The 23,385-nt window shown below is 71.2% G+C and carries 21 protein-coding genes; 6 read left to right on the top strand and 15 right to left on the bottom strand.

Going from position 1 to position 23,385, the window contains the following annotated elements; all coding sequences use genetic code 11:
* The first annotated feature begins 6 nt into the window (after positions 1-6).
* The 4 genes from RB608_RS10390 (at position 7) to pknB (ending at position 6,572) form a co-directional block, all read left to right on the top strand.
* The gene (locus RB608_RS10390; RefSeq protein WP_308087796.1) at positions 7-1,401 is read left to right on the top strand and encodes an FtsW/RodA/SpoVE family cell cycle protein; all 1,395 of its coding nucleotides are present in this window, start codon (positions 7-9) and stop codon (positions 1,399-1,401) included.
* Between the two features lie 8 nt (positions 1,402-1,409).
* Positions 1,410-2,942 carry a penicillin-binding protein 2 gene (locus RB608_RS10395; protein ID WP_308087797.1) on the top strand — a complete coding sequence of 511 codons (1,533 nt, stop codon included), beginning with the start codon at positions 1,410-1,412 and terminating at the stop codon, positions 2,940-2,942.
* 160 nt (positions 2,943-3,102) lie between these two features.
* A complete protein-coding gene (locus RB608_RS10400) occupies positions 3,103-4,659 on the top strand; it encodes a serine/threonine-protein kinase (protein ID WP_308087798.1) in 1,557 nt (518 codons plus the stop codon).
* Positions 4,656-6,572 (top strand): Stk1 family PASTA domain-containing Ser/Thr kinase, encoded by a 1,917-nt coding sequence (gene pknB, locus RB608_RS10405; RefSeq protein WP_392390984.1) that lies wholly within the window; start codon positions 4,656-4,658, stop codon positions 6,570-6,572. Before RB608_RS10400 ends, pknB begins: the two co-directional genes overlap by 4 nt.
* Positions 6,573-6,755: 183 nt before the next feature.
* On the opposite strand, the gene RB608_RS10410 is transcribed toward pknB, so the two are convergent.
* On the bottom strand, positions 6,756-7,562 hold the full coding sequence (locus RB608_RS10410) for a DUF881 domain-containing protein (RefSeq protein WP_308087799.1): 807 nt from the start codon (positions 7,560-7,562) through the stop codon (positions 6,756-6,758).
* A gap of 77 nt (positions 7,563-7,639) precedes the next feature.
* Here RB608_RS10410 and RB608_RS10415 point away from each other — a divergent pair, with 77 nt between their 5' ends.
* Positions 7,640-8,146 carry a cell division protein CrgA gene (locus RB608_RS10415; protein ID WP_308087800.1) on the top strand — a complete coding sequence of 169 codons (507 nt, stop codon included), beginning with the start codon at positions 7,640-7,642 and terminating at the stop codon, positions 8,144-8,146.
* A 349-nt stretch (positions 8,147-8,495) separates the two neighbouring features.
* Here RB608_RS10415 and RB608_RS10420 read toward each other — a convergent pair whose 3' ends face one another.
* Both RB608_RS10420 and RB608_RS10425 read right to left on the bottom strand, forming a co-directional pair.
* Positions 8,496-9,410, bottom strand: a complete 915-nt coding sequence (locus tag RB608_RS10420; RefSeq protein ID WP_308087801.1) for a rhomboid family intramembrane serine protease — start codon at positions 9,408-9,410, stop codon at positions 8,496-8,498.
* 12 nt (positions 9,411-9,422) lie between these two features.
* Positions 9,423-9,932 carry a peptidylprolyl isomerase gene (locus RB608_RS10425; RefSeq protein ID WP_308087802.1) on the bottom strand — a complete coding sequence of 170 codons (510 nt, stop codon included), beginning with the start codon at positions 9,930-9,932 and terminating at the stop codon, positions 9,423-9,425.
* Positions 9,933-10,094: 162 nt separating this feature from the next.
* Between RB608_RS10425 and RB608_RS10430 the strand changes: the two genes are divergently transcribed.
* Positions 10,095-10,448, top strand: a complete 354-nt coding sequence (locus RB608_RS10430; protein WP_308087803.1) for a hypothetical protein — start codon at positions 10,095-10,097, stop codon at positions 10,446-10,448.
* Between the two features lie 71 nt (positions 10,449-10,519).
* On the opposite strand, the gene RB608_RS10435 is transcribed toward RB608_RS10430, so the two are convergent.
* The 12 genes from RB608_RS10435 to RB608_RS10490 form a co-directional block, all read right to left on the bottom strand.
* Complete coding sequence (locus RB608_RS10435) at positions 10,520-11,380, bottom strand: aldolase/citrate lyase family protein (protein WP_308087804.1); 861 nt, start codon at positions 11,378-11,380, stop codon at positions 10,520-10,522.
* A gap of 5 nt (positions 11,381-11,385) precedes the next feature.
* Positions 11,386-12,846 (bottom strand): dihydroorotase family protein, encoded by a 1,461-nt coding sequence (locus RB608_RS10440; protein ID WP_308087805.1) that lies wholly within the window; start codon positions 12,844-12,846, stop codon positions 11,386-11,388.
* Between the two features lie 43 nt (positions 12,847-12,889).
* Positions 12,890-14,338: an MmgE/PrpD family protein gene (locus RB608_RS10445; protein WP_308087806.1), complete on the bottom strand. Its 1,449-nt coding sequence runs from the start codon at positions 14,336-14,338 to the stop codon at positions 12,890-12,892.
* The gene (locus RB608_RS10450; RefSeq protein ID WP_308087807.1) at positions 14,331-15,173 is read right to left on the bottom strand and encodes a cyclase family protein; all 843 of its coding nucleotides are present in this window, start codon (positions 15,171-15,173) and stop codon (positions 14,331-14,333) included. Before RB608_RS10450 ends, RB608_RS10445 begins: the two co-directional genes overlap by 8 nt.
* Positions 15,174-15,234: 61 nt before the next feature.
* Complete coding sequence (locus RB608_RS10455) at positions 15,235-16,434, bottom strand: CoA transferase (protein ID WP_308087808.1); 1,200 nt, start codon at positions 16,432-16,434, stop codon at positions 15,235-15,237.
* Between the two features lie 109 nt (positions 16,435-16,543).
* Positions 16,544-17,386, bottom strand: a complete 843-nt coding sequence (locus RB608_RS10460) for an alpha/beta fold hydrolase (RefSeq protein ID WP_308087809.1) — start codon at positions 17,384-17,386, stop codon at positions 16,544-16,546.
* Complete coding sequence (locus RB608_RS10465) at positions 17,383-18,138, bottom strand: hypothetical protein (RefSeq protein WP_308087810.1); 756 nt, start codon at positions 18,136-18,138, stop codon at positions 17,383-17,385. Before RB608_RS10465 ends, RB608_RS10460 begins: the two co-directional genes overlap by 4 nt.
* 8 nt (positions 18,139-18,146) lie before the next feature.
* Positions 18,147-18,878, bottom strand: coding sequence for a DUF2848 family protein (locus RB608_RS10470; RefSeq protein ID WP_308087811.1), 732 nt, complete (start codon positions 18,876-18,878; stop codon positions 18,147-18,149).
* Positions 18,878-19,333 carry a carboxymuconolactone decarboxylase family protein gene (locus RB608_RS10475; protein WP_308087812.1) on the bottom strand — a complete coding sequence of 152 codons (456 nt, stop codon included), beginning with the start codon at positions 19,331-19,333 and terminating at the stop codon, positions 18,878-18,880. The genes RB608_RS10470 and RB608_RS10475 overlap by 1 nt, the downstream gene beginning before the upstream one ends.
* Before the next feature lie 13 nt (positions 19,334-19,346).
* Entirely contained in the window at positions 19,347-21,347 is a 2,001-nt protein-coding gene (locus RB608_RS10480; RefSeq protein WP_308087813.1) for an FAD-dependent oxidoreductase, read from the bottom strand.
* Between the two features lie 13 nt (positions 21,348-21,360).
* Positions 21,361-22,365, bottom strand: a complete 1,005-nt coding sequence (locus tag RB608_RS10485; protein WP_308087814.1) for an ABC transporter ATP-binding protein — start codon at positions 22,363-22,365, stop codon at positions 21,361-21,363.
* Positions 22,362-23,381, bottom strand: coding sequence for an ABC transporter ATP-binding protein (locus RB608_RS10490; protein ID WP_308087815.1), 1,020 nt, complete (start codon positions 23,379-23,381; stop codon positions 22,362-22,364). The genes RB608_RS10485 and RB608_RS10490 overlap by 4 nt, the downstream gene beginning before the upstream one ends.
* Positions 23,382-23,385 lie beyond the last annotated feature (4 nt).

Below are 23,385 nucleotides of genomic sequence, written 5' to 3' on the forward strand. Positions count from 1 at the left end.
CCGACCATGGCCACCAACTCCGCGCTGATGGGATTCGTGCACCGCCGCCGGCGGGGCGCGGAGCTCTTCCTGCTCGTCCTCGCCCTGATCGTCGGCATCGGCGCCTACGCCGCCGTCGGCCTCGGCGTCGACGGCGAGGTGCCCACGAACCTGATCGGGTACGGCGGCTGGCTGACCCTCCTCGTCGTCGCCGCGCACATCGCGGTGCGCATCGTCGCGCCGTACGCCGACCCGGTGCTGCTGCCCGTCGTGGCGGCCCTCAACGGGCTGGGCCTGGCGATCATCCACCGCATCGACCTCGCCAAGGACACCGGACTGGCCAGCCAGCAGCTGACCTGGATGACGCTCGGCGTCGTCCTCTTCGTCGCGACCCTGATCGTGCTCCCCGACCACCGGCTGCTCGCCCGGTTCACCTACACCTCGGGCCTGACCGCCATCGCGCTGCTGATCCTGCCGATGATCCCGGGCCTCGGCACCCAGATCAACGGCGCCCGGATCTGGATCTCGCTCGGCCCGTTCAGCTTCCAGCCCGGCGAGATCGCGAAGGTGCTGCTCGTCATCACCTTCGCCGGCTACCTCGTCGTCCACCGCGACGCGCTCGCTCTGGCCGGCCGGCGCGTGGTGTTCGTCGACCTGCCGCGCGGTCGCGACCTCGGGCCGATCCTGATGATGTGGGTCGTCAGCCTCGGCATCCTCGTGCTGCAGCGCGACCTCGGCTCCAGCCTGCTGTTCTTCGGCCTCTTCCTCGTCATGCTCTACGTCGCGACCGAGCGCCCGGGCTGGCTGGTGGTCGGCGCCCTGCTGTTCTTCGGCGGCGCGGCGGTCGCGTTCCGGATCTTCAGTCACGTGCAGAGCCGCGTCGACATCTGGCTCGACCCGTTCGCCGACGCCGACGGCAGCGGCTACCAGCTGGTGCAGGCCCTCTACGGCTTCGCCTGGGGCGGGCTCGTGGGTCGCGGCCTCGGCGAGGGCATGCCGCAGCGGGTGCCGTACGTCGAGTCCGACTTCATCCTCGCCGCCGTCGGCGAGGAGCTGGGCCTGACCGCGGTGATGGCGGTGCTGCTGCTCTACGGCCTGGTCGTCGAGCGGGCACTGCGCGCGGCGCTCATCTCCCGCGACGGCTTCGGCAAGCTGGTCGCCACCGGTCTCGCCGCGGTCTTCGCGCTCCAGGTGTTCGTCGTCATCGGCGGCGTCACCCGGCTGATCCCGCTGACCGGACTCACCACGCCGTTCCTGTCGTACGGCGGCTCCTCCCTCGTCGCGAACTGGGTGATCATCGCGATCCTGCTGCGCATCTCCGACCAGGCCCGCCGGCCGCTGCCCGACCTGGCGGCCGACGAGGCGGAGGACCCCGACGACCAGGCCACCCAGGTCGTCAAGGTCATGCCGGAGTGGCGGTGAGCTGAGCGATGAACAAGCCGATCCGCGCCGTCTCGATCTTCTGCATGTTCCTGTTCCTCGCCCTGATGGCGAACGTGACCTACGTGCAGTTCTGGAAGTCCGACGACTACAACACCGACCCCCGCAACGCCCGCGTCGCCGAGGCGTCCTACAGCCGCGAGCGCGGCCAGATCCTGGTCGGCGAGAAGCCGGTCGCGGAGAGCAAGAAGTCCGACGACCGCTACAAGTACCTCCGCGTCTACCCGGAGGCCGGCTCCCGGATGTTCGCGCCGGTCACCGGCTACCTCCAGCTCGGCAGCCAGACCGGCATCGAGCGCAGCCAGAACGCCGTGCTCACCGGTGAGGACCCGCAACTGTTCGTCACCCGGCTCGTCGACCTGCTCAAGGGCGAGACCGCTCAGGGCGGCAATGTCGTGCTCACCTTGGACGCCGACGCCCAGAAGGCCGCGTTCGAGGGGCTGCGCGACACCCTCGGCCCGCGCGGCGAGGGCTCGGTCGTGGCGATCCAGCCCAAGACCGGCCGGGTCCTGGCGATGGCCTCCTACCCGTCGTACGATCCCAACGAGCTCGCCACCCACGACTCCGCGAAGGCGTCGGAGGCCTACCAGGCGCTCGACGCCGACGAGCGCGAGCCGCTGCTCAACCGGGCGCTGCGGACCCGGCTGTTCCCCGGCTCGACCTTCAAGCTGGTGACCGCCGCCGCCGCGATCGAGGACGGCAAGTATCACGCGAGCGACGACGTCCCCGCCGGGGCGTCGTACCAGCCGCCGGGCACCACCCACCAGATCGGCAACGACGGCCGCAGCCGGTGCAGCCCCGAGAAGATCAGCTTCGCGACCGCGATGGAGTGGTCCTGCAACACCACCTTCGCGCAGCTCGCGGTCGAGGTCGGCCCGGAGAAGATGCGCGAGCAGGCCGAGGCGTTCGGCTTCAACAGCACCTCGCTGCTCGACCTGCAGGGCCAGGTCCCGTCGGTCTACCCGACCGGCGTCGACGTGCCGGACGACGAGGGCGGCGGCACCCGCGAGCTGAGCCTCGCCGAGACAGCGCAGACCGGCATCGGGCAGAACACCGTCCAGTCGACGCCGTTGCAGATGGCCATGGTCACCGCCGCGATCGCCAACCAGGGCAAGCTGATGCGGCCCTATCTGGTCGAGAAGGTGCAGACCGCCGGGTTCAACGTGCTGCGCACCACCGAGCCCGAGACCCTCAACGAGAGCGCCGTGTCGGCCGCGACCGCCGGTGAGCTCACCCAGCTCCTCGAGGCGACCGTCGCCGACGGGACCGCGTCGCCCGCCGCGATCCCCGACGTGCGGGTGGCCGGCAAGACCGGCACCGCCCAGCGCGGCGACTCCCTGTGCAGCGCGGGCGGCAAGCCGCCGTACGCCTGGTTCGTCTCGTTCGCGCCGGCGGAGGACGCCGAGGTGGCGGTGGCGGTGATGATCGAAGAGGCGCCCGACCGGGCGTGCAACGAGATCGCGGGCGGCCAGCTCGGTGGTCCGATCGCGAAGGCAGTGATGGAAGCGGTGTTGGAGAAGTGATCACCTCCGAAGGTGCGCTGTGTGTCCCGCACTCCGGGCACGCACCTGGCGGCGTTGGCGTCGCTCGTTGGACGAGCCAGTACGACTTCGCTCCGCCGCCTTGCCATGCACGCACCCGGAGCACGGGCCACCCCCACCACACCTCCGGAGGTGATCACTCGTGACCGAGCAGAGCAGGTACGCCGACCGGGCCGGTCGCTATCGCCTCGACTCCAAGATCGCCACCGGCGGCATGGGAGTGGTGTGGCGCGGCACGGACACCCGGCTGAACCGGCCCGTCGCGGTGAAGGTCCTCAAGCCCGAGTACGCCGACGACCCGATGTTCCGCAGCCGCTTCGAGGGCGAGGCGCGCAGCGCCGCCGCGCTCCACCACCCGGGCATCGCGGGGGTCTACGACTACGGCGCCGGCCCCGACGACGCCGCCGGCGGCGACCTGCCGCCCTATCTGGTGATGGAGCTGGTCGACGGCCAGCCGCTGTCCGCGCTGCTCGCCAACGCCCGTGCCAGCGGGCGCACCCTCGACACCGGCGTCGTGCAGGACCTGATGGCCCAGGCCGCCGACGCGCTCGCCGTCGCCCACCGGGCCGGCATCGTGCACCGCGACGTGAAGCCCGCCAACCTGCTGGTCACCTCGGACCGCACGGTCAAGATCACCGACTTCGGCATCGCCCGGGCGCTCGACGCCGTCGCGCTCACCCGCACCGGCTCCGTGATGGGCACCCCGCAGTACCTCAGCCCCGAGCAGGCCCGCGGCAACCCGTCCACCCCCGCCTCCGACGTCTACTCCCTGGGCGTCGTCGCCTTCGAGTGCCTGGCCGGCCGCCGCCCGTTCGAGGCCGAGACGCCGGTCGCCACCGCGCTGGCCCACCTGCAGCAGCCGGTGCCGCAGCTGCCGCCGAGCGTCCCCGGGCCGCTGGCCGCGGTGGTGCGGCGCGCGCTCGCGAAGGACCCCGCCGAGCGGTACGCCGACGGCGCGGCCTTCGCCGAGGCGCTGCGCTCGCCCGAGGTCGCCGCGGCGGCCGCTCCGGACGATGCCGGCGACGGCCACACCCGGGTGCTGACCGGGGTGGTACCGCCCGTACCGGTCCCTCCCACGGCCGGCACCCCGACGCCCGAGCCGATGCGGCGCCTGGACAGCCCCTCGGCGTACGCCGGCGACGACCAGCCGCCCCGGCGCGACGCCAACGGCGAGGACGACGAGCGCACCTCGCCCTGGCCGATCGCGATCGCCGTGCTCGTGGTCGTCGCGATCGCCGTGGTCGCGGCGTTCCTGCTGCTCGGCGACGACGGTGACGACGACCCGATCGACACGGAGACCACCCGGTCGACGCCGACGACCGAGACGACCACGGAGGACACCGAGCCGACCACCGAGCCGCCGACGGAGCCCACCACGGAGGCGCCGAAGACGGTCGAGGTCGACCAGGAGCAGTACACCTGCTTCAGCAACTACCAGCAGGCCGTCACCGACCTCAAGGCCGACGGCCTCAAGGTCACCTGGGAGCAGGACTCCCGGACCAACGACGGCAGCTGCGACGAGGGCACCGTGTCCCGGTTCTCCCGCAACGGCACGCTGACCGTCGGCGACGCGATCGTCGTCTTCTACTGGGGCCCCGAGCCGGTGGACCCGACCACGCCGCCGACCACGCCCACGACGCCGACCGACCCGGTCACCCTGCCCACCCCTCCCACCGACCTCACCGGGGGTGCCCAGTGACCACTCCTCCGCACGATCCCGGGGCGACCCGGCCCGTCGTCGGCGGGCGCTACGAGCTCGCCGAGCTCCTCGGCCGCGGCGGCATGGCCGAGGTCCGCAAGGGCACCGACACCCGGCTCGGCCGGGTCGTCGCGGTCAAGCGGCTGCGCAGCGACCTGGCCAGCGACCCGACCTTCCAGGCCCGCTTCCGCCGTGAGGCCCAGTCGTCCGCCTCGCTCAACCATCCGGCGATCGTCGCGGTCTACGACACCGGCGAGGAGCGCACCACCCACCTCGACGGCAGTACCGAGGTCGTCCCCTACATCGTGATGGAGTACGTCGCGGGGCGGACCCTGCGCGACATCCTGCGCGAGGGCCGCAAGATCCTGCCCGAGCGGGCGCTGGAGATCACCAGCGGCGTCCTGTCGGCGCTCGACTACAGCCACCGCGCCGGGATCATCCACCGCGACATCAAGCCCGGCAACGTCATGCTCACCCCGTCCGGCGACATCAAGGTGATGGACTTCGGCATCGCCCGCGCGATGAGCGACGCCCAGTCCTCGATGACCCAGACCGCCGCCGTCGTCGGGACCGCCCAGTACCTCTCCCCGGAGCAGGCCCGCGGCGAGACCGTCGACTCGCGCTCCGACGTCTACTCCGCCGGCTGCCTGCTCTACGAGCTGCTGACCGGGCGACCACCGTTCGTGGGCGACTCGCCGGTGGCCGTCGCCTATCAGCACGTCCGCGAGCCCGCCGTACCTCCGTCGCGGCACGAGGACGACCTGACGCCCGAGGTCGACGCCATCGTGATGAAGGCGCTCGCCAAGCGGGTGGAGGACCGCTACCAGTCGGCGGCCCAGATGCGCGCCGACATCGAGCGCTACCTCGCCGGACGCCCGGTCCAGGCCGTGCTGCCCCCCGTCACGAGCGAGACGTCCGTCGTCACGCCGCGACCGCCGGCTCCCGCCGACCAGGGCGAGCACTCCACGGCCGTCCGCCCGCCGCTGCCGCCGAGCCGCGACGACGACCGCCGCAGCCGGGTCGGGCTGTGGGTGGTCCTCGGGCTGCTCATCGCGGCGATCATCGCGACCGCCTACATCGTGTGGCCGCGGCTCTTCGACGACACCCCGGCCCCGGTCCGGGTCCCCAACGTGGTCCGGATGAGCGAGGACGACGCCCGCAACGCCATCGGCGACGCCGGGCTCGAGGTCGGCACGGTCACCGTGCGCAACGACGACGACATCGAAGCCGGGCTGGTTCTCGAGCAGGACCCGGAGGGCGACGACTACGTCGCTCCGGAGTCGAAGGTCAACCTGGTGGTCTCGCTCGGGCCGGGCCAGTTCTCGCTGCCGTCGGTCGTCGAGCTCAAGCGCAAGGAGGCGATCGACACCCTGGTCGGGGCCGGGATCACCCGGCGCAGCATCACCGAGAGGGAGTGCGACACCGACGACGAGAAGGGCACCGTCGTCGAGCAGAACCCGCCCGGCAACACCATGGTCGACCGGGACGCCACCGTCGAACTGTGCGTCTCCGACGGCCCCGAGACGGTACCGAGCGTGGTCGGCATGAAGCAGGCCGACGCGGAGCGGGCGATCAAGGAGGCCGGCTTCGTGCCCGTGGTCCGCAACGCCCCGGCCGACGACGCCAGCCAGAAGAAGGGCCGGGTCACCGAGCAGATCCCGGCCGAGGGCACCCTCGCGGCGGGCTCCAACGTCGTCATCTTCGTCTCGACCTACGAGCCTGCGCCGCCGCCCACCGACACCGACGGCGACGGGCTGCCCGACGACGACGAGACCGCCCGCGGCACCGACCCGGCCAACCCGGACAGCGACGGCGACGGGGTGAGCGACGGCCAGGAGGTCGCCAACGGCACCGACCCGCTCAACCCGCTGGGGAGGGTCCGTCCGAGCTCGTCGAGCAGCCCGGTTCGTTGAGTCGTCGGATCTGACCCGTCGAGTCGTCGGATCTGACCCGTCGAGTCGTCACATCTGGATCCGGGTTGCCAGCGGCGCTGGACGGAAGTGACGGTTCAACGGGTCAGCTGTGACGACTCAACCCCCACAGCTCACTGCGGTGACCGGGGACCTGGCTTGCCGACACCTCGCGGCGTCCGCGCCTCAGCGCAGCGGCCGGGCGTACTGCAGATCGACCACGCCGTCGTACGCCGGCGCCTCGATGCGGGACTCGAAGTCGAGGGACCAGCCCATCTCGATGAGCGGGTTGTCGGCGTCCTTGCGGTAGCCGGCGACGATCGGGTCGGCGGCGACCGAGGCGTACATCTCGCTCGTGTCGCCGACCGCCTCGATGACGTACGGCTGCGGGAACGGCTCGCCCTGGAGCTGGACGACGGGGCCCTTGCATCGGATGCCGGTCGTCGAGACGACCCGCTGGCCGGCGATCGTCACCGCGGTCGCGCCGCCCGTCCACAGCGCGTTGACCACGGCCTGGATGTCCTGCTGGTGGACCACGAACCGATTCAGGTTGAGCCGCTGCTCGGGGTCGAGGCCCTTGTTGCGCTCGACCGCCTCGTCGAGCAGCTCCTCGGGGGCGTCGGAGAGGGTGATCTGGAGGCCGGATCCGGTGCGCGGTGTCATGCCGGCCGGGTCGCGCAGCTTGGCGATCTCACGCCGCGCGTCGCGGACGCCCTTGTCGCTGACCGCGCCGGTCAGCCGGTCGACCTGGTCGGAGAGGTCCTGATAGCGGTTCTCCAGCTTCCGGTAGTCCGCGGCCTCGCCCTCGACCAGTCCGGACAGGTCGGTGTAGCGGCCCGGACGGAGGTCGGAGCCCTCGCTGTTGGTGGCCGAGACGGCGAGCAGCGCACCGCTCAGGAGGACGACGACGGGGGTGCCGACCCGCCAGGCGACCGAGCGCCGGGTCGCCTCGGGTTTGCGACCTGTCGTACCTCCGGCATGGGCACCCGTCATACTGACAGTGTCCACCACCGCGTCGAACGCGCCCAGCCGGGCACGCTCGGCACCTGAACCCGATCGAGGAGCCACCCGTGGCGAAGTCGTCCCGCCTGTCGAAGCGCAAGGAGCGCGAGGTCTTCGGCGACCCGGATCGTGGCCCCGTCTTGAGCATCCGGTTCGCCCTCGCGCTGGTGCTCGTCCTCGGCGGCATCGCCTGGATCCTGTACTACTACTTCGGCATCCGGCCGACCGACGGCTTCGGCAGCATCGGCTCCGACGGCAAGGTCCGCCAGCCCGGCGGCCCGTCCTTCCTCGCGGACCTCGAGGCCAAGAACTACCTGATCGGGTTCATCGCCTTCTTCCTCGGCCTGATGATCTCGGCCCACCCGAAGACCCCGCTGGGCCGCGGCCGCGGCGTCGTGGTCGGGATGCTGGCCTGCTTCATCATCGGCCTGATCTGGATCTGCATCTTCTACATCTTCCTGACCGGCGACGACCCCAAGAACATCCCGATCATGAGCGACCTGGGCCAGAAGAACCTCTTCGTCGGCATCGCGTTCATGGCCGTCGGCTTCGCGTTCGCCACCCGCTGGGAGTAGGCCGCGACCGACGTCGTACGTCCTGTCGCCGCGCCGGGAACCCCGAGGGGTTCCCGGCGCGGCGTCGTTTTCCCCAGGAATCTCCACAGCTGGGGAGAACTACACAGCTGTGATTCGTCCACAGCGGTGGACAACCCTGGGGATAAGCCGCCGTCGCCGCTTGTAACTAAGGGTTACGTGCGCTTTTGGGGTGCAACAGCGCCCGGGTAGGTGTCCTAACGCCCGGGTAGATGCTCGGGCGACGCGCGAGGCGCCGAGCAGCCGCCCGGCGCGACTACCTTGGTGTTAGGACACCTACCTGGGCGCTATGGCACCGGAATTCGTGCTGTAACCCTTAGTTACAAGCCGCTCAGGTGAGCGTGAGGGTGCGCAGGACCGTGGCGACGACCAGCACGGCACCGATGGCGGAGAGCCCGCCAACCTGGACCGCCGTCCGTCGCTCCTTGGGGGCGAACACGAGCACGGCGGCGACGGCGGCGCCACCGACCAGACCGCCGAAGTGGCCCTGCCAGGAGACGTTGGGCAGGGTGAAGGTGAGGACGACATTGATGCCGATCCACATCAGCAACTGCTGCGGGTTCGCGCCGATCTTGGTAGCGATGACGACGAGCGCGCCCATCAGGCCGAAGACCGCGCCGGACGCTCCCACGGTGCCGCCGAACCCACCGGACAACCAGTAGACCGCCACCGAACCGGCGACGCCGGACAGGAAGTAGAGCGCGAGGAACCGGGCGCGGCCGAGGACGTGCTCCAACTGTGGTCCGAGGAACCACAGGGCGAGCATGTTGAAGCCCAGGTGCAGCGGTTGCACATGGGTGAACAGGGCGGTGACCATCTCCCAGTAGGCGCCGTCGTGGACACCGGGGATCCACCTCGACGAAGCACCTGCCTTGCAGGCTGCCTCGGTGGTCACCAGGATCGAATCGCTGTCCAGGCAGAATCCGCGCGTTCGCAGGGCCAGCCACTCGGCGAGCCGGCTCGCGCCACCACCCGATGCGGTGATCGCGACCCACACGGCCGCGTTGATGACGATGAGGACGATCGAGGTGAGGGCCGGGTTGGACGACGGTCCACCGCCGTACGCCGTCTTCGCCTGCCGCATCGACGCGCGGCCCTCGGCCACGCAGTCGGGGCACTGGAAGCCGACGGAGGCCTCCCGCATGCAGTCGGGACAGATCGGCCGCTCGCAGCGCTGGCAGCGGATCCAGGTCTCACGGTCGGAGTGCCGGTAGCAGGTCGGCACTCCGACCGGAGGGGTGCTCATGGACGGGAGAGGTCAGCCGACGATCTCGACGGACTCGATCACGACCGGCTCGGCCGGCGCGTCGTTGCGGCCGGTCTGGACCGCCGCGATGGCGTCGACCACGTCGCGACCCGCTTGGTCGGCGACCTCGCCGAAGATCGTGTGCTTGAAGTTCAGCCACGTGGTCGGACCGACAGTGATGAAGAACTGCGAGCCGTTGGTGCCCGGGCCGGCGTTCGCCATCGCGAGCAGGTACGGCTTGTCGAACACCAGCTCGGGGTGCGGCTCGTCCTTGAAGGTGTAACCCGGGCCACCGGTGCCGGTGCCGAGCGGGCAGCCGCCCTGGATCATGAAGCCGGGGATGACCCGGTGGAAGGTGAGACCGTCGTAGAACTTGCCGGTCGCGCCGTTGCCGGCGTCGTAGGCCTTCTCGCCCGTGGCGAGGCCGGTGAAGTTGGCGACCGTCTCCGGCGCGTGGTTCGGGAACAGGTTGAGCGTGATGTCGCCCTTGTTGGTCTTCAGGACGGCCTGCGGCTCTGCCATGGAAGTGCCTCGTCTCCAGCTGTGGGGATGTGGTGCGGAACGGACTCGATCCTACTGAGGCACCACACGTACGGCGGGTGTACCTGCCGCGGACGACGTGGTGGGATGGACCCGTCGGCCCGCCCGGGCCGACAGATCGCCGTACGGCGGAGGAGGCTCGGGATGGGAAAGCTGAAGAAGCTGGTGGTTCTCGGGGCGCTGGGGGCGCTCGTGTCGGCGGTGGCCAAGCGGCTGCAGGCCGGCGGCGCCGACGAGGCCTCGCTGTGGCAGTCCGCGCCGACGCCGCCCAACCCGCCGACGCCGCCCCTGCCGCCGGAGACGCCCGAGCCGCCGGCGCCCCCCGCACCGGCGCCCGACGAGCTGCTCGTCGACAACGCGCCCGAGCCGATCGACGAGCCCGCCGACCTGCCGGAGCCGCCGTCGGGCCAGGTCCCGCCGCCCCCGACGCCCGACCCCACGCCCGACCCGCTGACCGACCCGCTGACCGACCCGCTCCCGGAGGAGCCGCAGAACTAGCCCGCCCGGGCGCCTCCACTCCGCGCGATCACGTGGGGTCGGGTCCCCCCGTCCACCTTGGCCGTGGCCGATCAACGTTTCCGGTCGAGTGCGGCACGGGCGAGGACCGCCCGCGCCGACCGTACGACGGCGAGGTCGACCAGCCTCCCACCGGCATCGACCGCCACCCCTGTGCCGGCACCCTGCGCGTTCTCGAACGCCGCCACCACGGCGCGGGCATCGATGAGCTCGGACTCGGTCGGCGCCAAAGCTCGGTGCACGATCGACACCTGGTTGGGATGGACGAGGGTGCGCGCGGCGAAGCCCTGGCGTACCAGCAGGGCGGTCGAGGACGCGAGGGCTTCGAGGCCGGAGAGGTCGATCTGGACCGGACCGACCGGCGCGGCGATGCGCGCCAACGCGCTCGCGACGACGACGTCGCTGCGGATCGCCCACAGCTCGTGCCGCTCCGGGTCGGGGCGCATGCCCAGCTCGGCAGCGAGGTCGGCCTCGCCGATCCCGAGCCGGTGCACACGGGGCGCGGCGGCCAGGGAACGGACCTCGGCGACGCCTCGGGCGGTCTCCACCAACCCGATGACGGAAAGCGCCCGCACCCCGCGCTCGGCCTCGACCCTCGTGAGGAGCTGATCGACGCGCGCCAGCAGCTCCGGCTCGGCGGACGGCACGAAGACCCCGGCCGTGCCCTCCTGGGCCGCCGATCGAGCACCGTCCTCGAGGCGGGCCGGGTCGAGACGGACCCACCACTGCGGACCCGAGGTCCTGGGGTGCGCCGCCACCGCCTCGTGGGCCGCGTCCTTCCCCGCCTGGCCGACTCCGTCCTCGAGGTCGAGGACAACGGCATCAGCACCGCTGGCCGCTGCCTTGGCGAAGCGATCCGGACGGTCGCCAGGCACGTAGAGGTAGCTGCGGGCCGGCGCCAGCGGGGTGAGCATCAGGGTCAGCCCCGGACGACGGGACGCGCGAGATACTGGCCGGTCGGCTCGCCGAGGATGGCGTCGTCGCCGAAGATCTGGTGGCCGCGCAGGAAGGTGTCGGTGACCTTCGCGGTCATGTCGAAGCCCTCGAACGGTGTGTACTCCTGCGCCGACTCGGAGCTCTCGGCTCGCACCGTCCACGGGCGGTTGTCGTCGACCAGCGCGATGTCCGCGTCGTACCCGACAGCGAGGGCACCCTTGGTGCGCAGACCGAAGCGCTCGGCGGGGTTCTTCGAGATCAGCTCGGCGATGCGGCCGAGCGGGACACCCCGCTTGGTGCCCTCGGTGACCATGCCGGCCAGCAGATACTCCGCGCCGCCGAAGCCCGACTTGGCGACGAACACGTCGTCGCGGTCGTCGCCGAACTTCATCTCGTCCTTGCAGCAGGCGTGGTCCGAGACGACCCAGTCGATCTTGCCGTCGATGAGGTACTCCCAGAGCGCCTCGACGTCCTCGCGCGGACGGATCGGCGGGTTGACCTTCGCGCCCAGCCCGCTGGCGGTGTGGATGTCGGCGAGCAGATGTCCGACGGTGACCTCGCGGCGGAAGTTGATGTGCGGGAACGCCTGAGCCATCCGCAGTGCGGCGTCGACGGCCTTCCGGGAGGTCAGGTGCAGCAGGTTGATCGTCGGCAGGCCGGTCTCGTGCGCGAGGTACGACGCGATGCTGATGGCGAGCCCCTCCGAGTGCGGCGGGCGGCTGGCGTGATAGGCCTCCAGCCCCGTCAGCTCGCCGGCGTCCTCGACCAGCTTGGTGTACGCCGCCATGATCTCGGCGGTCTCGCAGTGCAGGGACAGCGAGATCTCGTCGGCGATGTCGGGGAACTGCTCGCGCGCCTTCTGAACGCCGCGCATGACGAACTCGAAGTGCGCATAGTCGTAGCGCTCGCCCTCGGGAATCATGAGGAAGGAGTTCTGGTCCGCCGAGCGGCCGTGCAGTCCGTGGCTGCCGTAGAACATGAAGACCTTGAACGACGTCACGCCGTGCTCGCCGACGAGGTCGGGGATCTCCTCGATGTGCCGGCTCATCATCGGCGCCAGGTGGAAGGCGTAGTCGACGTACGCCTCGCCCTCCGTGGTCGAGAGGACCTCGGGGAAGAAGTCGGCGTACTCGCCGCCCTTGTTGAGGTAGTACTGCCCGGTCCGCATGTAGGTGATGCCGGTCGTGACACCGCCCTGGGCGCAGGCACGGCTCTCGATCGCGGCGTCCGTGGCCAGGGGGTTGTAGATGCCCCAGTGCTGGTGGGCGTCGACCACGCCGGGGAAGGCCAGGCGGCCACCGCCGTCGACCACACGGGTGTCGTCGGCCGGCGTGAGGTCCGGGCCGATCTCGACGATCCGGCCACCGGCGACGGCGATGTCGGCGACGACGGGCTCGGCTCGGTCGGGAGTGACGGCGCGGACGTTCTTGATCAGCAGATCCATCGGGTGATCGCCTTCCTATCGTGGATGTTCGGCGTCGCCGCGCTCAGGCGCGGGGTGCCGGGGTGGGGACGAACAGGCTCATGAGGTCGTTCACCGAGGACAGCGAGCGCAGCTCGCGCAGGCGCGCCTCGATCTCGGCGACCACCGGGGCGGCGAGCTCGCCGGAGGCGTTCTCACGGAACTTCACCGCCAGCTCCTCGTCGCTGAGCGGACGTTGCGGGCCGCCGCGGTTGGCGAGGATCGCCACCTCCTCGGTGCGTCCTCCCGTGAGCTCGGCGACCACCTTGGCCGGGAACTGGTGGGGGAAGATGTCGTCACAGTCGGGATCGGTCACCACGTCGACCTTCGCCATCAGCGTCCGCCGCAGCGGGTCTGTCGCGAGCTCATCGGTGTAGTCGCCGAGCGCGACCCCGAGCCCACCCCCGCCGAGCAGGCCTGCCACGAGGGCGTACGGTCCGCTGAACTGGGCCTGGTAGCCCGTGTCCGGGGCTCGCTTGACCTCGATCGGCTGGCCGATCGTGCGCAGGGCCGCACCCGGGACGCCCAGCTGCAACCGGACGACGTCCGCGGGCCGCACGCCGCGCTCGCGCAGCTCGATGCCGGCATCCACCGCGGCGTGGGTGAAGTGGTTGGCCGGGTACGGCTTGAAGAAGATGTCCGGCACCGCCCAGCTCGTGCCGAGATCGGCGCTGACGGCGTCGTAGTCGATCCGCGAGCCGTGCAGCCAGGACTCGAAGAAGCCGAAGCGACCCTCGAGCACCGACGGCGGCCCGGTGAATCCGCGGCGCACCAGCTGCGCAGCGCTCACGCCCGACTCCGCCGCCCAGCCACAGTGCAGCCGCTTGACGGTGCCACCGGTGCGGTTGGCCTCGAGGATGCCGGAGGCGCGGGACGCCGCCAGTCCGAGGGCGTGCACGACGCCCTCCTCGTCCAGACCGAGCACCAGCGACGACGCGACGGCGGCGCCCATCGCACCGCAGATCGACGTCGCGTGCTGGCCGTGCTCGAAGAAGACGGAGTTGCCGAGCTTCTCGTCGTATCCGGCCATGCCGAGGCGTACGGCGACCTCCAGCCCGACGGCCACGGCCCGGACGACCTCCTCGCCTGAGGCTCCTGCGTCCTCGGCAGCAGCCAGCGCTGCCGGGACCACGTTGGCGCTGGGATGGAGGACCGACGGCAGGTGGGTGTCGTCGTAGTCGAGGGAGTGGGCCAGGACGCCGTTGACGAAGGCGGCCGCCGGGGCGGGGAGCCGGCGGCCGACCCCGACCGCCGTGGCGCGCTCGGCGCCGCCGGCGTCGACGGCGTGGCTGATCGCGGCCTCGCTGGTGGGCAGCGACCGCGCGGCGACGCACAGGCCGAGCACGTCGACGACACGCTGCACGACGCTGCGGGCGACGTCCTCTGGTACGCCGTCGCGGGCGGCGGTCGCGGCGAAGCGGCCCACCCGCTGTGCGAGGGTCCGCTCGGCGGAGCCCGTGCTCAGGTCACCCACGGGAGACCACCGCCAGCGGGCGCACGGGCGAGCCGGTGGCGCCGTACAGCGCCAGCGGGGAGAGGACGAAGAGGAACTCGTGGTGACCGGCCGCGGCCAGCGCCTCGAGGTCCATCGCCTCGACGATGTAGACGCCGTTCTCGACCAGGAGGACCCGATGCGCGGGCAGCACAGCATGGCCGGCACCCGGCGCAAGCCGTTCGAAGGCGATGGTGTCGGCGCCGGCCGCGCGGACGTCGTGCTCGGCGATCCAGCGCGCCCCGTCCTCCCCGACCCCGGGGACACCCGACTCGCCGCCGACGTACGGGGCGCCCTCGGTGAACAGCCGACCCCAGCCGCTGCGGATGAGGACGACGTCCCCCTCCGCGGGGCGGGTGCCCTGCTTCTCCACGGTGGCCTCGAGGTCGGCCCGGGTGATCTCGTAGCCGGCCTCGCATCCGTGCGGGATGCCGAGGGCGGCGGGGACGTCGAGCAGCACGCCCCGGCAGACCATCGGGGCGATCGTGTGCGCGCCGAGCTCGGCGTAGCGGCCGCCCATGAGGGCGTCGTCCACCCGGAGGTCGCCGTACAGCCTGCCCTCGTGGGACACGTGGGCGAGGGCGTCGATGTGGGTGCCGACGTGGGTGCCCATGCTGATCATGTCGTTGGCGGCCGAGCCGCCGTCGCTGCGCACCACGTCACCGTGGCGGCGGGGCAGGGCGTGCCAGTACGCCGGGTGGTTCGGCGACTGCGGCATGCCGACCGAGTACTGCCGGCCGAGGTCGAAGACCTCGACCCCGTCGCTCAGGGCCGCCAGCAGCGGCGCGGGGGCACGGGATGGACTCGCGGTCGTCACGTGGTGTTGTCCTTCGTCTTCTCGTGGAGTGGGTCGCGGGTGTGCGGCGGCGGGGTGGCGGTCAGCTGACGACGCTGCGTCGGCGCAGGTCGGCGACGTGGTCGGGGCCCAGCCCCAGCTCGCCGATGAGGACCGCGTCGGTGTCGGCGCCGATCGGGCGGCCGGTGAACCGGATCGCTCCCGGTGTCTCCGACATCCGCCACATCACGTCGTGCATGAGCACGTCGCCCAGGTCCTCGTCGGGCACCGTGTGGAGCATGCCGGTGCAACGCACGTGCTCGTCCTCGGCGAGGTCGCGAGCGTCGTACACGGGCGCGACAGCGGCGCCGGCGGCGGTGAACTCCGCGACCACCTCGTCCCGGGTCCGCTTCTCGATCCACTCGCCGACGTACCCGTCGAGCAGATCGGCGTGCTGGGCACGGGTGTGGCCCGAGGCGAACCACGGCTCGGAGATGAGCTCAGGATGTCCCACGAGCTCCAGGACGCGCTCGGCGATCCGCTGGGCGCTGGTGGAGATCGCGACCCAGGAGCCGTCGGCGGTCCGGTAGGTGTTGCGCGGCGCATTGTTGGTCGACCGGTTGCCGTACCGCTGGCCGATCGTGCCGTTCTGCTGGAAGTACGTCGCCCCCGGGCCTACCGCAGTCATGATCGGAAGCAGCAGGTTGGCATCGATGTCCTGACCGCGGCCGCCGTTGCGCTCGCGGGCCAGCAGTGCCATCGAGACCGCGGAGGAGCCGGCGATGCCGCAGATGCTGTCGGCCAGACCGAACGCGGGAAGGGTCGGCGGACCGTCGGGCTGCCCGGTGAGGTGGGCGAAGCCGCTCATCGCCTCGGCGAGCGTGCCGAAGCCGGCGCGCGAGGCGTAGGGCCCGGTCTGGCCGAAGCCGGTGATCCGCAGGATCACGAGACCGGGGTTCTCCTCACGCAGCACCTCCGGTGCGAGCCCCCAGCGCTCGAGCGTGCCCGGGCGGAAGTTCTCGACGATGACGTCGGCCGTCTTCGCCAGCGCCCGGAACGCCGCAGCGCCGTCGGGATCGGACAGGCTGAGTCCAATCGTGCGCTTGTTGCGCGAGATCTCCTTCCACCACAGCGCGATCCCATCCTTCGACTCACCGTGGCCGCGCATGCTGTCGCCGGCCGTCGGGTGCTCGACCTTGATCACCTCTGCGCCGAAGTCGCCGAGGATCTGGCAGCACAGTGGGCCGGCCAGGATCGTCGACGCGTCGATCACGCGCATCCCGGTCAGGGGTCCGTGCTGCATCGGGTCTCTCCTTCTCCGGCGAGTTCGCTCGCCGCTCGCAGTTGTTCCGCTGAGGCGAACAGCGTTCCGCTAGTGGGATGATGAGGGTACGTCGGCGCGCTCGGCGCCGTCAACGACTCGCCCCGCGTGTGGCGAAGACCTCGCTCAGCAACCGGGCGAAGCCGGCGGGGTCCTGCTCGGCGACGAAGTCGGTCGCCTCGGACAGCACGTGCTCGTCGGCCCAGGTGATCCGGGCGCGGGCACGCTCGTGCATGAAGCCGATGCGATCTCGACCACCGGCGATGAGCGTGGTGCGGATGCCGCCCTCCTCGATGCGGCGCAGTGCCGTGTCGAGGTCGAAGCGCCACATCGCGCGGTACGCCGTGGCGAAGTCCGGGCCCGCGGCCAGATAGTCGGCGACGAAGGACGTCACCAGGGCGGGCGGCGCCCAGGGATACTCCGCCCGCAGTCGCCGCCAGATCCAGCCCAGGTGGGACCCCTCGTCGTCGGGGACATAGGGCGGCGCGAAGTCGCGCAGCCGCGACGCGGCCTCCTGCGGGGTGTACAGGGGAACGCCGTGCAGCACCAGGTGCTGGACCCGCTGCGGTCGCGACGCCGCCATCTGCGCGGCGAGGACCGCGCCGGTCGCGCGGCCGAGGAGACGTACGGCGCCCGGTGCGAGCTCGTCGACGGCCCCCCACAGTGTGGCCGCCAGGTCCTCGACCGAGGTCTCGACGGCCAGGCGGGGAGAGTCCCCGTAGCCGGGGGTGTCGGGCGCCAGCGCCGAGGTCCACGACGCCAGCTCGGCGAGCAGCGGCTCGAACCGTCGCGAGGACAACGGCGACTGGTGCACCAGGACCAACGGTGGTTGCTGAGCCTTCTCGCAGCTCGCCGCCACGGCCCGCACGTGCACCGTACTGCCCCCCGCCCGCACCACGTGGCGCCCGACGAGGGGACCGTCCGCACCGCTCATGACCCGAGCCGGGTGCGGAGATCGTCGCCGGGCATACCCATCAGCCGTACGTCTGGTCCGCCCTCGGCGACACCGGCCAGGCGCAGGCCTGCCCAGAGCGTGGCGAGATTGCTGGAGACGACGGGCAAGCCGATGTCCCGCTCGAGCGCGGCCAGGCGGTCGAGCGTGCGCCAGTTCGTGCAGCTGATCATGACCGCCTCGGCCGCCGAGAGGTCGACCTGGCGAACCAGCTCCTCGGCCGCGGACACCGGCAGGCGACCCTTGTCCAGGTTGCTCAGCAGTCCGAGGTCGGCCCGGCCGACCACCTCGATGCCGTTCTGCTCGAGGTAGTCGACCGCGCCCCCGGCCACCGGCGCGATGTAGGGCGTGACCACCGCCAGGCGGCGCACCCCGAGGGCGCGCAGCGCGGAGACCATCGCCGTCGACGTCGTGTACGACGGCACGCCGCTCGCCACGCACAGCGCGGCGCAGGTGTCGGCATCCACGTCGCGTCCTTCGAGGAAGCTGCCGGACGTGCAGGCGTAGCCCACCGCGGCCGGGCCCAGCGAACCCAGCTCGGCCGCGGCCGCCGGGAGCCGGTCACGCATCGCCACGATGCTCGCGACCTTCTCGGCCTCGGTGGCGACCTCCGCGACCGGGACGCGGGTGGCGTAGAACGCCACACCCTCCGGTGCGTGGCTGGTGAGCTCGGGCTCGACGACAGAGTTCGTCGAGGGGACGATCAGACCGATGCGTGCCCTGCTCCCGTACATGCCTCAGCTCACCCGGCCTCGACCGTGAGCGGCACGCGGTAGCCGTCGACCATCTCCGCCATCAGCTGCTCGAGCCGGTAGGTATGGGTGATCTCCCGGTCCAGCACGGGGTCGTACAGACGGAACGACCACTCCTGGCCGTAGTCGAGCCTCCCGTCGAGCGCGACGATCGTGCCGGCGTACAGCACGAAGTCGGCCTCGGGCGGGTTGGCGCGCTCCCGCAGGACCCTCAGCAGGTCCTCCGGCGACAGGAAGGTCCCCGTCGGGGTCTGCTGGTAGAGCCGGCCGTCGACCCACGACTCGAGGATGCACTGGTCCCAGTGGTCGGCGATCTCCGAGAGCCGCCACAGCCGGGGCGCCAGGATGTTCGGGCAGGTCTGCTTGCTGTAGACGATGCTGACCCGCTCGAGGTCTCGGTCGGTGTGGTCGGATCCGACGCCCACCAGGACCTCGTCGCCGGTCACGACCAGGACGATCTCCACCTCACCCGAGGTGCGGGTGCCGTGGACCTCGATGCTGCTCCCGGTCGTCAGTGCCTGCGGGGTGATCGGGTAGATCCGCGGGGCCGGGATGTCGAAGGCGATCTTGACGCCCGCGTCCGCGACCTCCTTCTGGTGGTGGACCGCGACCTGGGCATCACGCGTCGCGGACCCCATGTTGTACATGCGGTCCACCGGGAACCGCCGTGGCGTCGCGGTCCCGTCGGTCGACAGGACCTCGGCGTCGAACGAGAAGGGCATCAGGCGTCTGCCTCAGCAGCCGTCGCGGGCTCCTCGTCGCTGCCCTGCTCGACCCAGCCCTTGCCCTGCAGCATCTCGGCGAAGGCGATGGTGGCCGCCTCCACGGTGGGCATGCCGCCGGGGAGCCCCGAGAGCAGGATCGCCTCGAGGACCTCCTGCTCGCTGGCGCCGTACTTCATCGCGTTCCGCGACGCCCACTCCACGCCCTCACGGTCGCCCTTGACCGCAGTCGTGATGCCGACGAGCACCAGGAAGCGGGTCTTCAGGTCGAGATGGCGCGGCTCGGGGCCGAAGATCAGGTTGCCGGCCAGCGCGTTGTAGGCGCGCAGGATCTCCGGGTCGACGGAGGCCATGACCTCGTGCACGGGAAGCGTGAAGCCGCGCCGGGCGCGCACCTCGTCGAGCGCTTCCTTGCCGGACGTGTCGTACTTCCACTCGTAGGTCACCTTGGACATGCGTCTTCTCTCCTCAGATCTCGCGGGCAGCCAGCTCGGCTTCCCAGATGGCGTTGAACACTCGTCGCGGGGACACGCAGTCCCCGATCGCGCGCACCTCCGCACCGGCCTCCTTCAGGCCGTGGAACAGGGCGTCCTCGGCCCTGCTTCCGGTCACCAGCACGACGGAATCGACCGGCTCGCGGACCTCGATCTCACCGGTGTGGACGTCGCGCAGGCCGACCCGGTCCTCGTCGATGGAGTCGACCTCGCGGTTGGGAGTGAAGACCACGCCCGCCGTCCGGAGCCGCTGGTGCACCCAGCCCACGTCGCGGGTCGCCGAGAGCTCGGGTGCGATCGAGCTGAGCGTGGTGACCAGCTCGACCTGGTGCCGGTTGGCCTGCAGGTGCTCGGCGACCACGACAGCCTGACGGCCGCCGATGTCATCGAAGACCATCACGTTCGGGCCCAGCTCGGCGTGGTTCTGCAGCGCCTCCTGCGCGGTGACCACGTTGAACTGGTCGACGCCCGGAAGGCCCTCGGGGTTCGCCCACCGCGCCGGGTGGTTCACGCTCCAGCCGGTCCGCAGCGGAGTGGACCCGGTCGCGACGACGACGGAGTCGAAGCCGCCCTTCGTCAGGGACTCGACCGTGGCCTCGACACCCAGTTCGACCTTGACGTTGGTGGTGCCGAGCTGGCTGATGAGCCAGCCGGCGATGCTGCCCCACTCGCTGTAGCTCTCCGAGCGGGCGATCCAGTTGACCTGGCCACCCAGCTCGGTGCCCTTCTCGAACAACGTCACCTCGTGGCCCCGCTGGGCCAACGTCAGCGCGGCGCGCATGCCGCCCGGGCCACCACCGACGACGGCAACGGACTTCGGCCGGTCGGTGATCGCCAGGGTGCCGGTGCCCAGCTCCGCCTCCCGGCCGACGGCCGGGTTGTGGATGCAGGCCAGTGGAGCACTCACGATCGAGGCCATGCAGTGGTTGGCGCCCACACACGGGCGGATGTCGGTCTCGCGCTGCTCACGGGCCTTGTTGGGCCACTCGGGGTCGGCGATCAGCGTCCGGGCCATGCCGACCATGTCGCTGGCACCGCTGGCGATGGCGTACTCCGCCTTCTCCGGCGACGTCATCCGGCCGGCCACCACGACGGGCAGCTCGGGGACCATCTGCTTGATCTGTCGCGTGGCCTCGATCTGGTAGCCCTGCTCGCGCGGAGTCGTGGGGTAGATCAGCATCCGGTTCTGGTAGGTGCCCTGGGTGACCGAGATGTAGTCGATCAGACCGGTGTCGGCGATCGAGCGCGCGATCTTCGCCCAGTGCTCGGTCCGCAGGCCGCCCTCGACCTCACCGTCGTCGCCATTGATCCGCACGCCGACGATCAGGTCGGCCCCGACCTCGCGACGAGTCCGCTCGATGATGTCGAGCACGATCCGCAGTCGGTTCTCGTCCGAGCCGCCATACCGATCGGTCCGGTGGTTCGTCGCCGGCGAGAGGAACTGCCCGAGCAGGTAGCCGTGGGCCAGGCCGTGCACCTCGACCCCGTCGAGGCCGCCCTCGGCGGCGTAGCGGGCTGCCAGGGTGTAGCCCTCGAGGATCTCGTTGATGTTCTCCTCGTCCATCGCGTGCGGCATCTCGCGGTAGACGGTGTCCGGGATGGCCGAGGGAGCCCATACGGGCAGCCGATTCACGACGCCGTTGGTCTCGCGGCCGCGGTGCCACGGCTGCGCGAGCAGCAGGGCGCCGTGCTCATGGACTGCGGCGCTGAGCAACTTGTAGTTGGGGATCACCGCCGGGTCGAAGGCATGGATCTTGCCCGCGTACGGCTGGGTGGTCGGGTGGGTCGCCATCGCCTCCATCGTGATGACGCCGACGCCCCCCTTGGCGCGCTCGGCGTAGTACGCGACGTGCCGGTCGGTGAAATTGTGGTCCTTCACGAGCTGGGTGCTGTGGGCGGTCATCCACAAGCGGTTCTTGGCGACCTTCGGCCCGATCTGGATCGGCTCGAACAGATGGGCGTAGGGGTGGGCCATCAGGTGGTGCTCCTCAACTGGCAGTGACGATGGGCAACGGCGCGGTGGCCGGGAGTTGGTTGGTGCCCTCGGGGACGCGGACGCAGGCCGCGCCGTGCCCGGGGGAGATCTCGTGCAGCGGGGGTAGGGCGCCCCGGCAGTCGTCGCGCTGCAGCGGGCACCGCGGAGCCAGCGGACAACCCGACGGGATGTCGACCGGGCTCGGCGTCTCGCCCTCCAGGACGTGTCGGGTACGGCGCTCGCCCGGGTCGACCGACAAGGCGGCGGAAAGGAGCGCCTGGGAGTACGGGTGCTGGGGGTTGCCGAGGACCTCGGCGGCCGGGCCCCGCTCGATCACCGTGCCGAGATACATCACGGCCACTTCGTCGGACATCGCGGCCACGGTCGTGAGGTCGTGGGAGATGAAGAGGAACGTGATCTGATGCTCACGCTGCAGTCGCTTGAGCAGCCGGAGCACGCCGGCGCGGACGCTGAGGTCGAGCGAGGACGTGGGCTCGTCGAGGACCAGGAACTCCGGCTCGGTCGCCAGTGCGCGAGCGATGCCGATGCGCTGCAGCTGGCCGCCGCTGAGCTCGTGAGGGTAGCGGTCGAGGTGGAACTCCTCGAGGCGGACCATTCGCATCAGCTCTCCCGCCCGGCGCCGTCGGCCGGACGCGCCGAGGTCGGTGTGGAGCATCAGCGGCTCCTCGACGAGCGACCGGATGCGCATCCGCGGATTGAGCGACTCGTAGGGGTCCTGGAAGACCATCGCGGCCCGCGCCCGGTGACGGCGCAGCGCTTCGGGCCTCATCGCGAGGATGTCCTCCCCACCGTGGCGGATCGCGCCGGCGGTGGGCTCCAACAGACGCAGCAGGCAGCGACCGACGGTGCTCTTGCCCGAGCCGCTCTCCCCGACCAGGCCGAGCGTCCTCCCACGGGGGATGACGATGTCGACGCCGTTGACCGCCTTGACGAGGGAGCGCGATCCCCGTACGGAGAAGGACTTGACGACGCCCCGCGCCTCGATGTGCTCGCTCATGAACCCACTCCTCCGCCGACCTCCGCGCGGTCGAGGTCGTTACGTTGCTGCTTGCGAAGCTCCTCGGGGAAGTGGCACAGGGCGCGGTGCCCGCCACCCACGTCCACCAGCGGCACCGGCGTCGCGCACGCGTCCACGGCGAACGGGCAGCGCGGCCGGAAGTGGCAGCCGGCGGGGAGGTCGACCAGGTTCGGCGGCTCGGAGCGGTCGGCCTCGTCGGAGACCTCCTCGTCGAGCGTCTCGCGGCTGGCGGCCACCAGTGACCGGGTGTAGGGGTGGCGCGGATTGCCGAAGATCTGGGCCACCGTGCCCTCCTCCACGATCCGCCCGGCGAACATCACCGCGACCCGGTCGCAGTAGTTCGCCACGACGCCGAGGTCGTGCGTGATCAGGAGGACGGCCGAGCCGGTGGCGTCGACCCGGGCACGCAGCAGGTCGAGGATCTGCGCCTGCACCGTCAGGTCGAGGCCGGTGGTGGGCTCGTCGGCGATGATCAGCTTGGGCTCGTTGATCATGGCGAGCGCGATCAGCACGCGCTGTGCCATGCCGCCGCTGAGTTGGTGGGCGAAGGCCTTGGCCCGGCGCGCGGGGTCGGAGATCCCGACGTCGCGAAGAGCCTGGATCGCGTTCTGCTTGGCCGTCGCCCTGCCGGTCCCGCGGTGCCGGCGGTTGGTCATGGCGATCTGGCGGCCCACCGAGCGCAGCGGGTCGAGGGCACCGCGCGGGTTCTGCACGATGACGGCGAGGTCCTTGCCGCGGATGCGTCGGCGCCGGCGCTCGGGCATGGTCAGCAGGTCCACGCCCTCGAACGACGCAGTGCCGTCGACGACGCGGGCGCGCGGACCGAGGAGTCCCAGCACCGACCAGGCGGTCAGCGACTTGCCCGCGCCCGTCTCGCCGATGAGTCCGACGATCTCGTGCTCTCCGACCTCGATGCTCACGCCGTTGAGGGCGTGAGCCGTCCCGTTCGGGGTGTCGATGTGGACCCGGAGATCCTTGATGGAGAGAAGGGCCACGACT

It is taken from the genome of Nocardioides sp. LHD-245 (assembly GCF_030929495.1).
Classification (GTDB): Bacteria; Actinomycetota; Actinomycetes; order Propionibacteriales; family Nocardioidaceae; genus Nocardioides.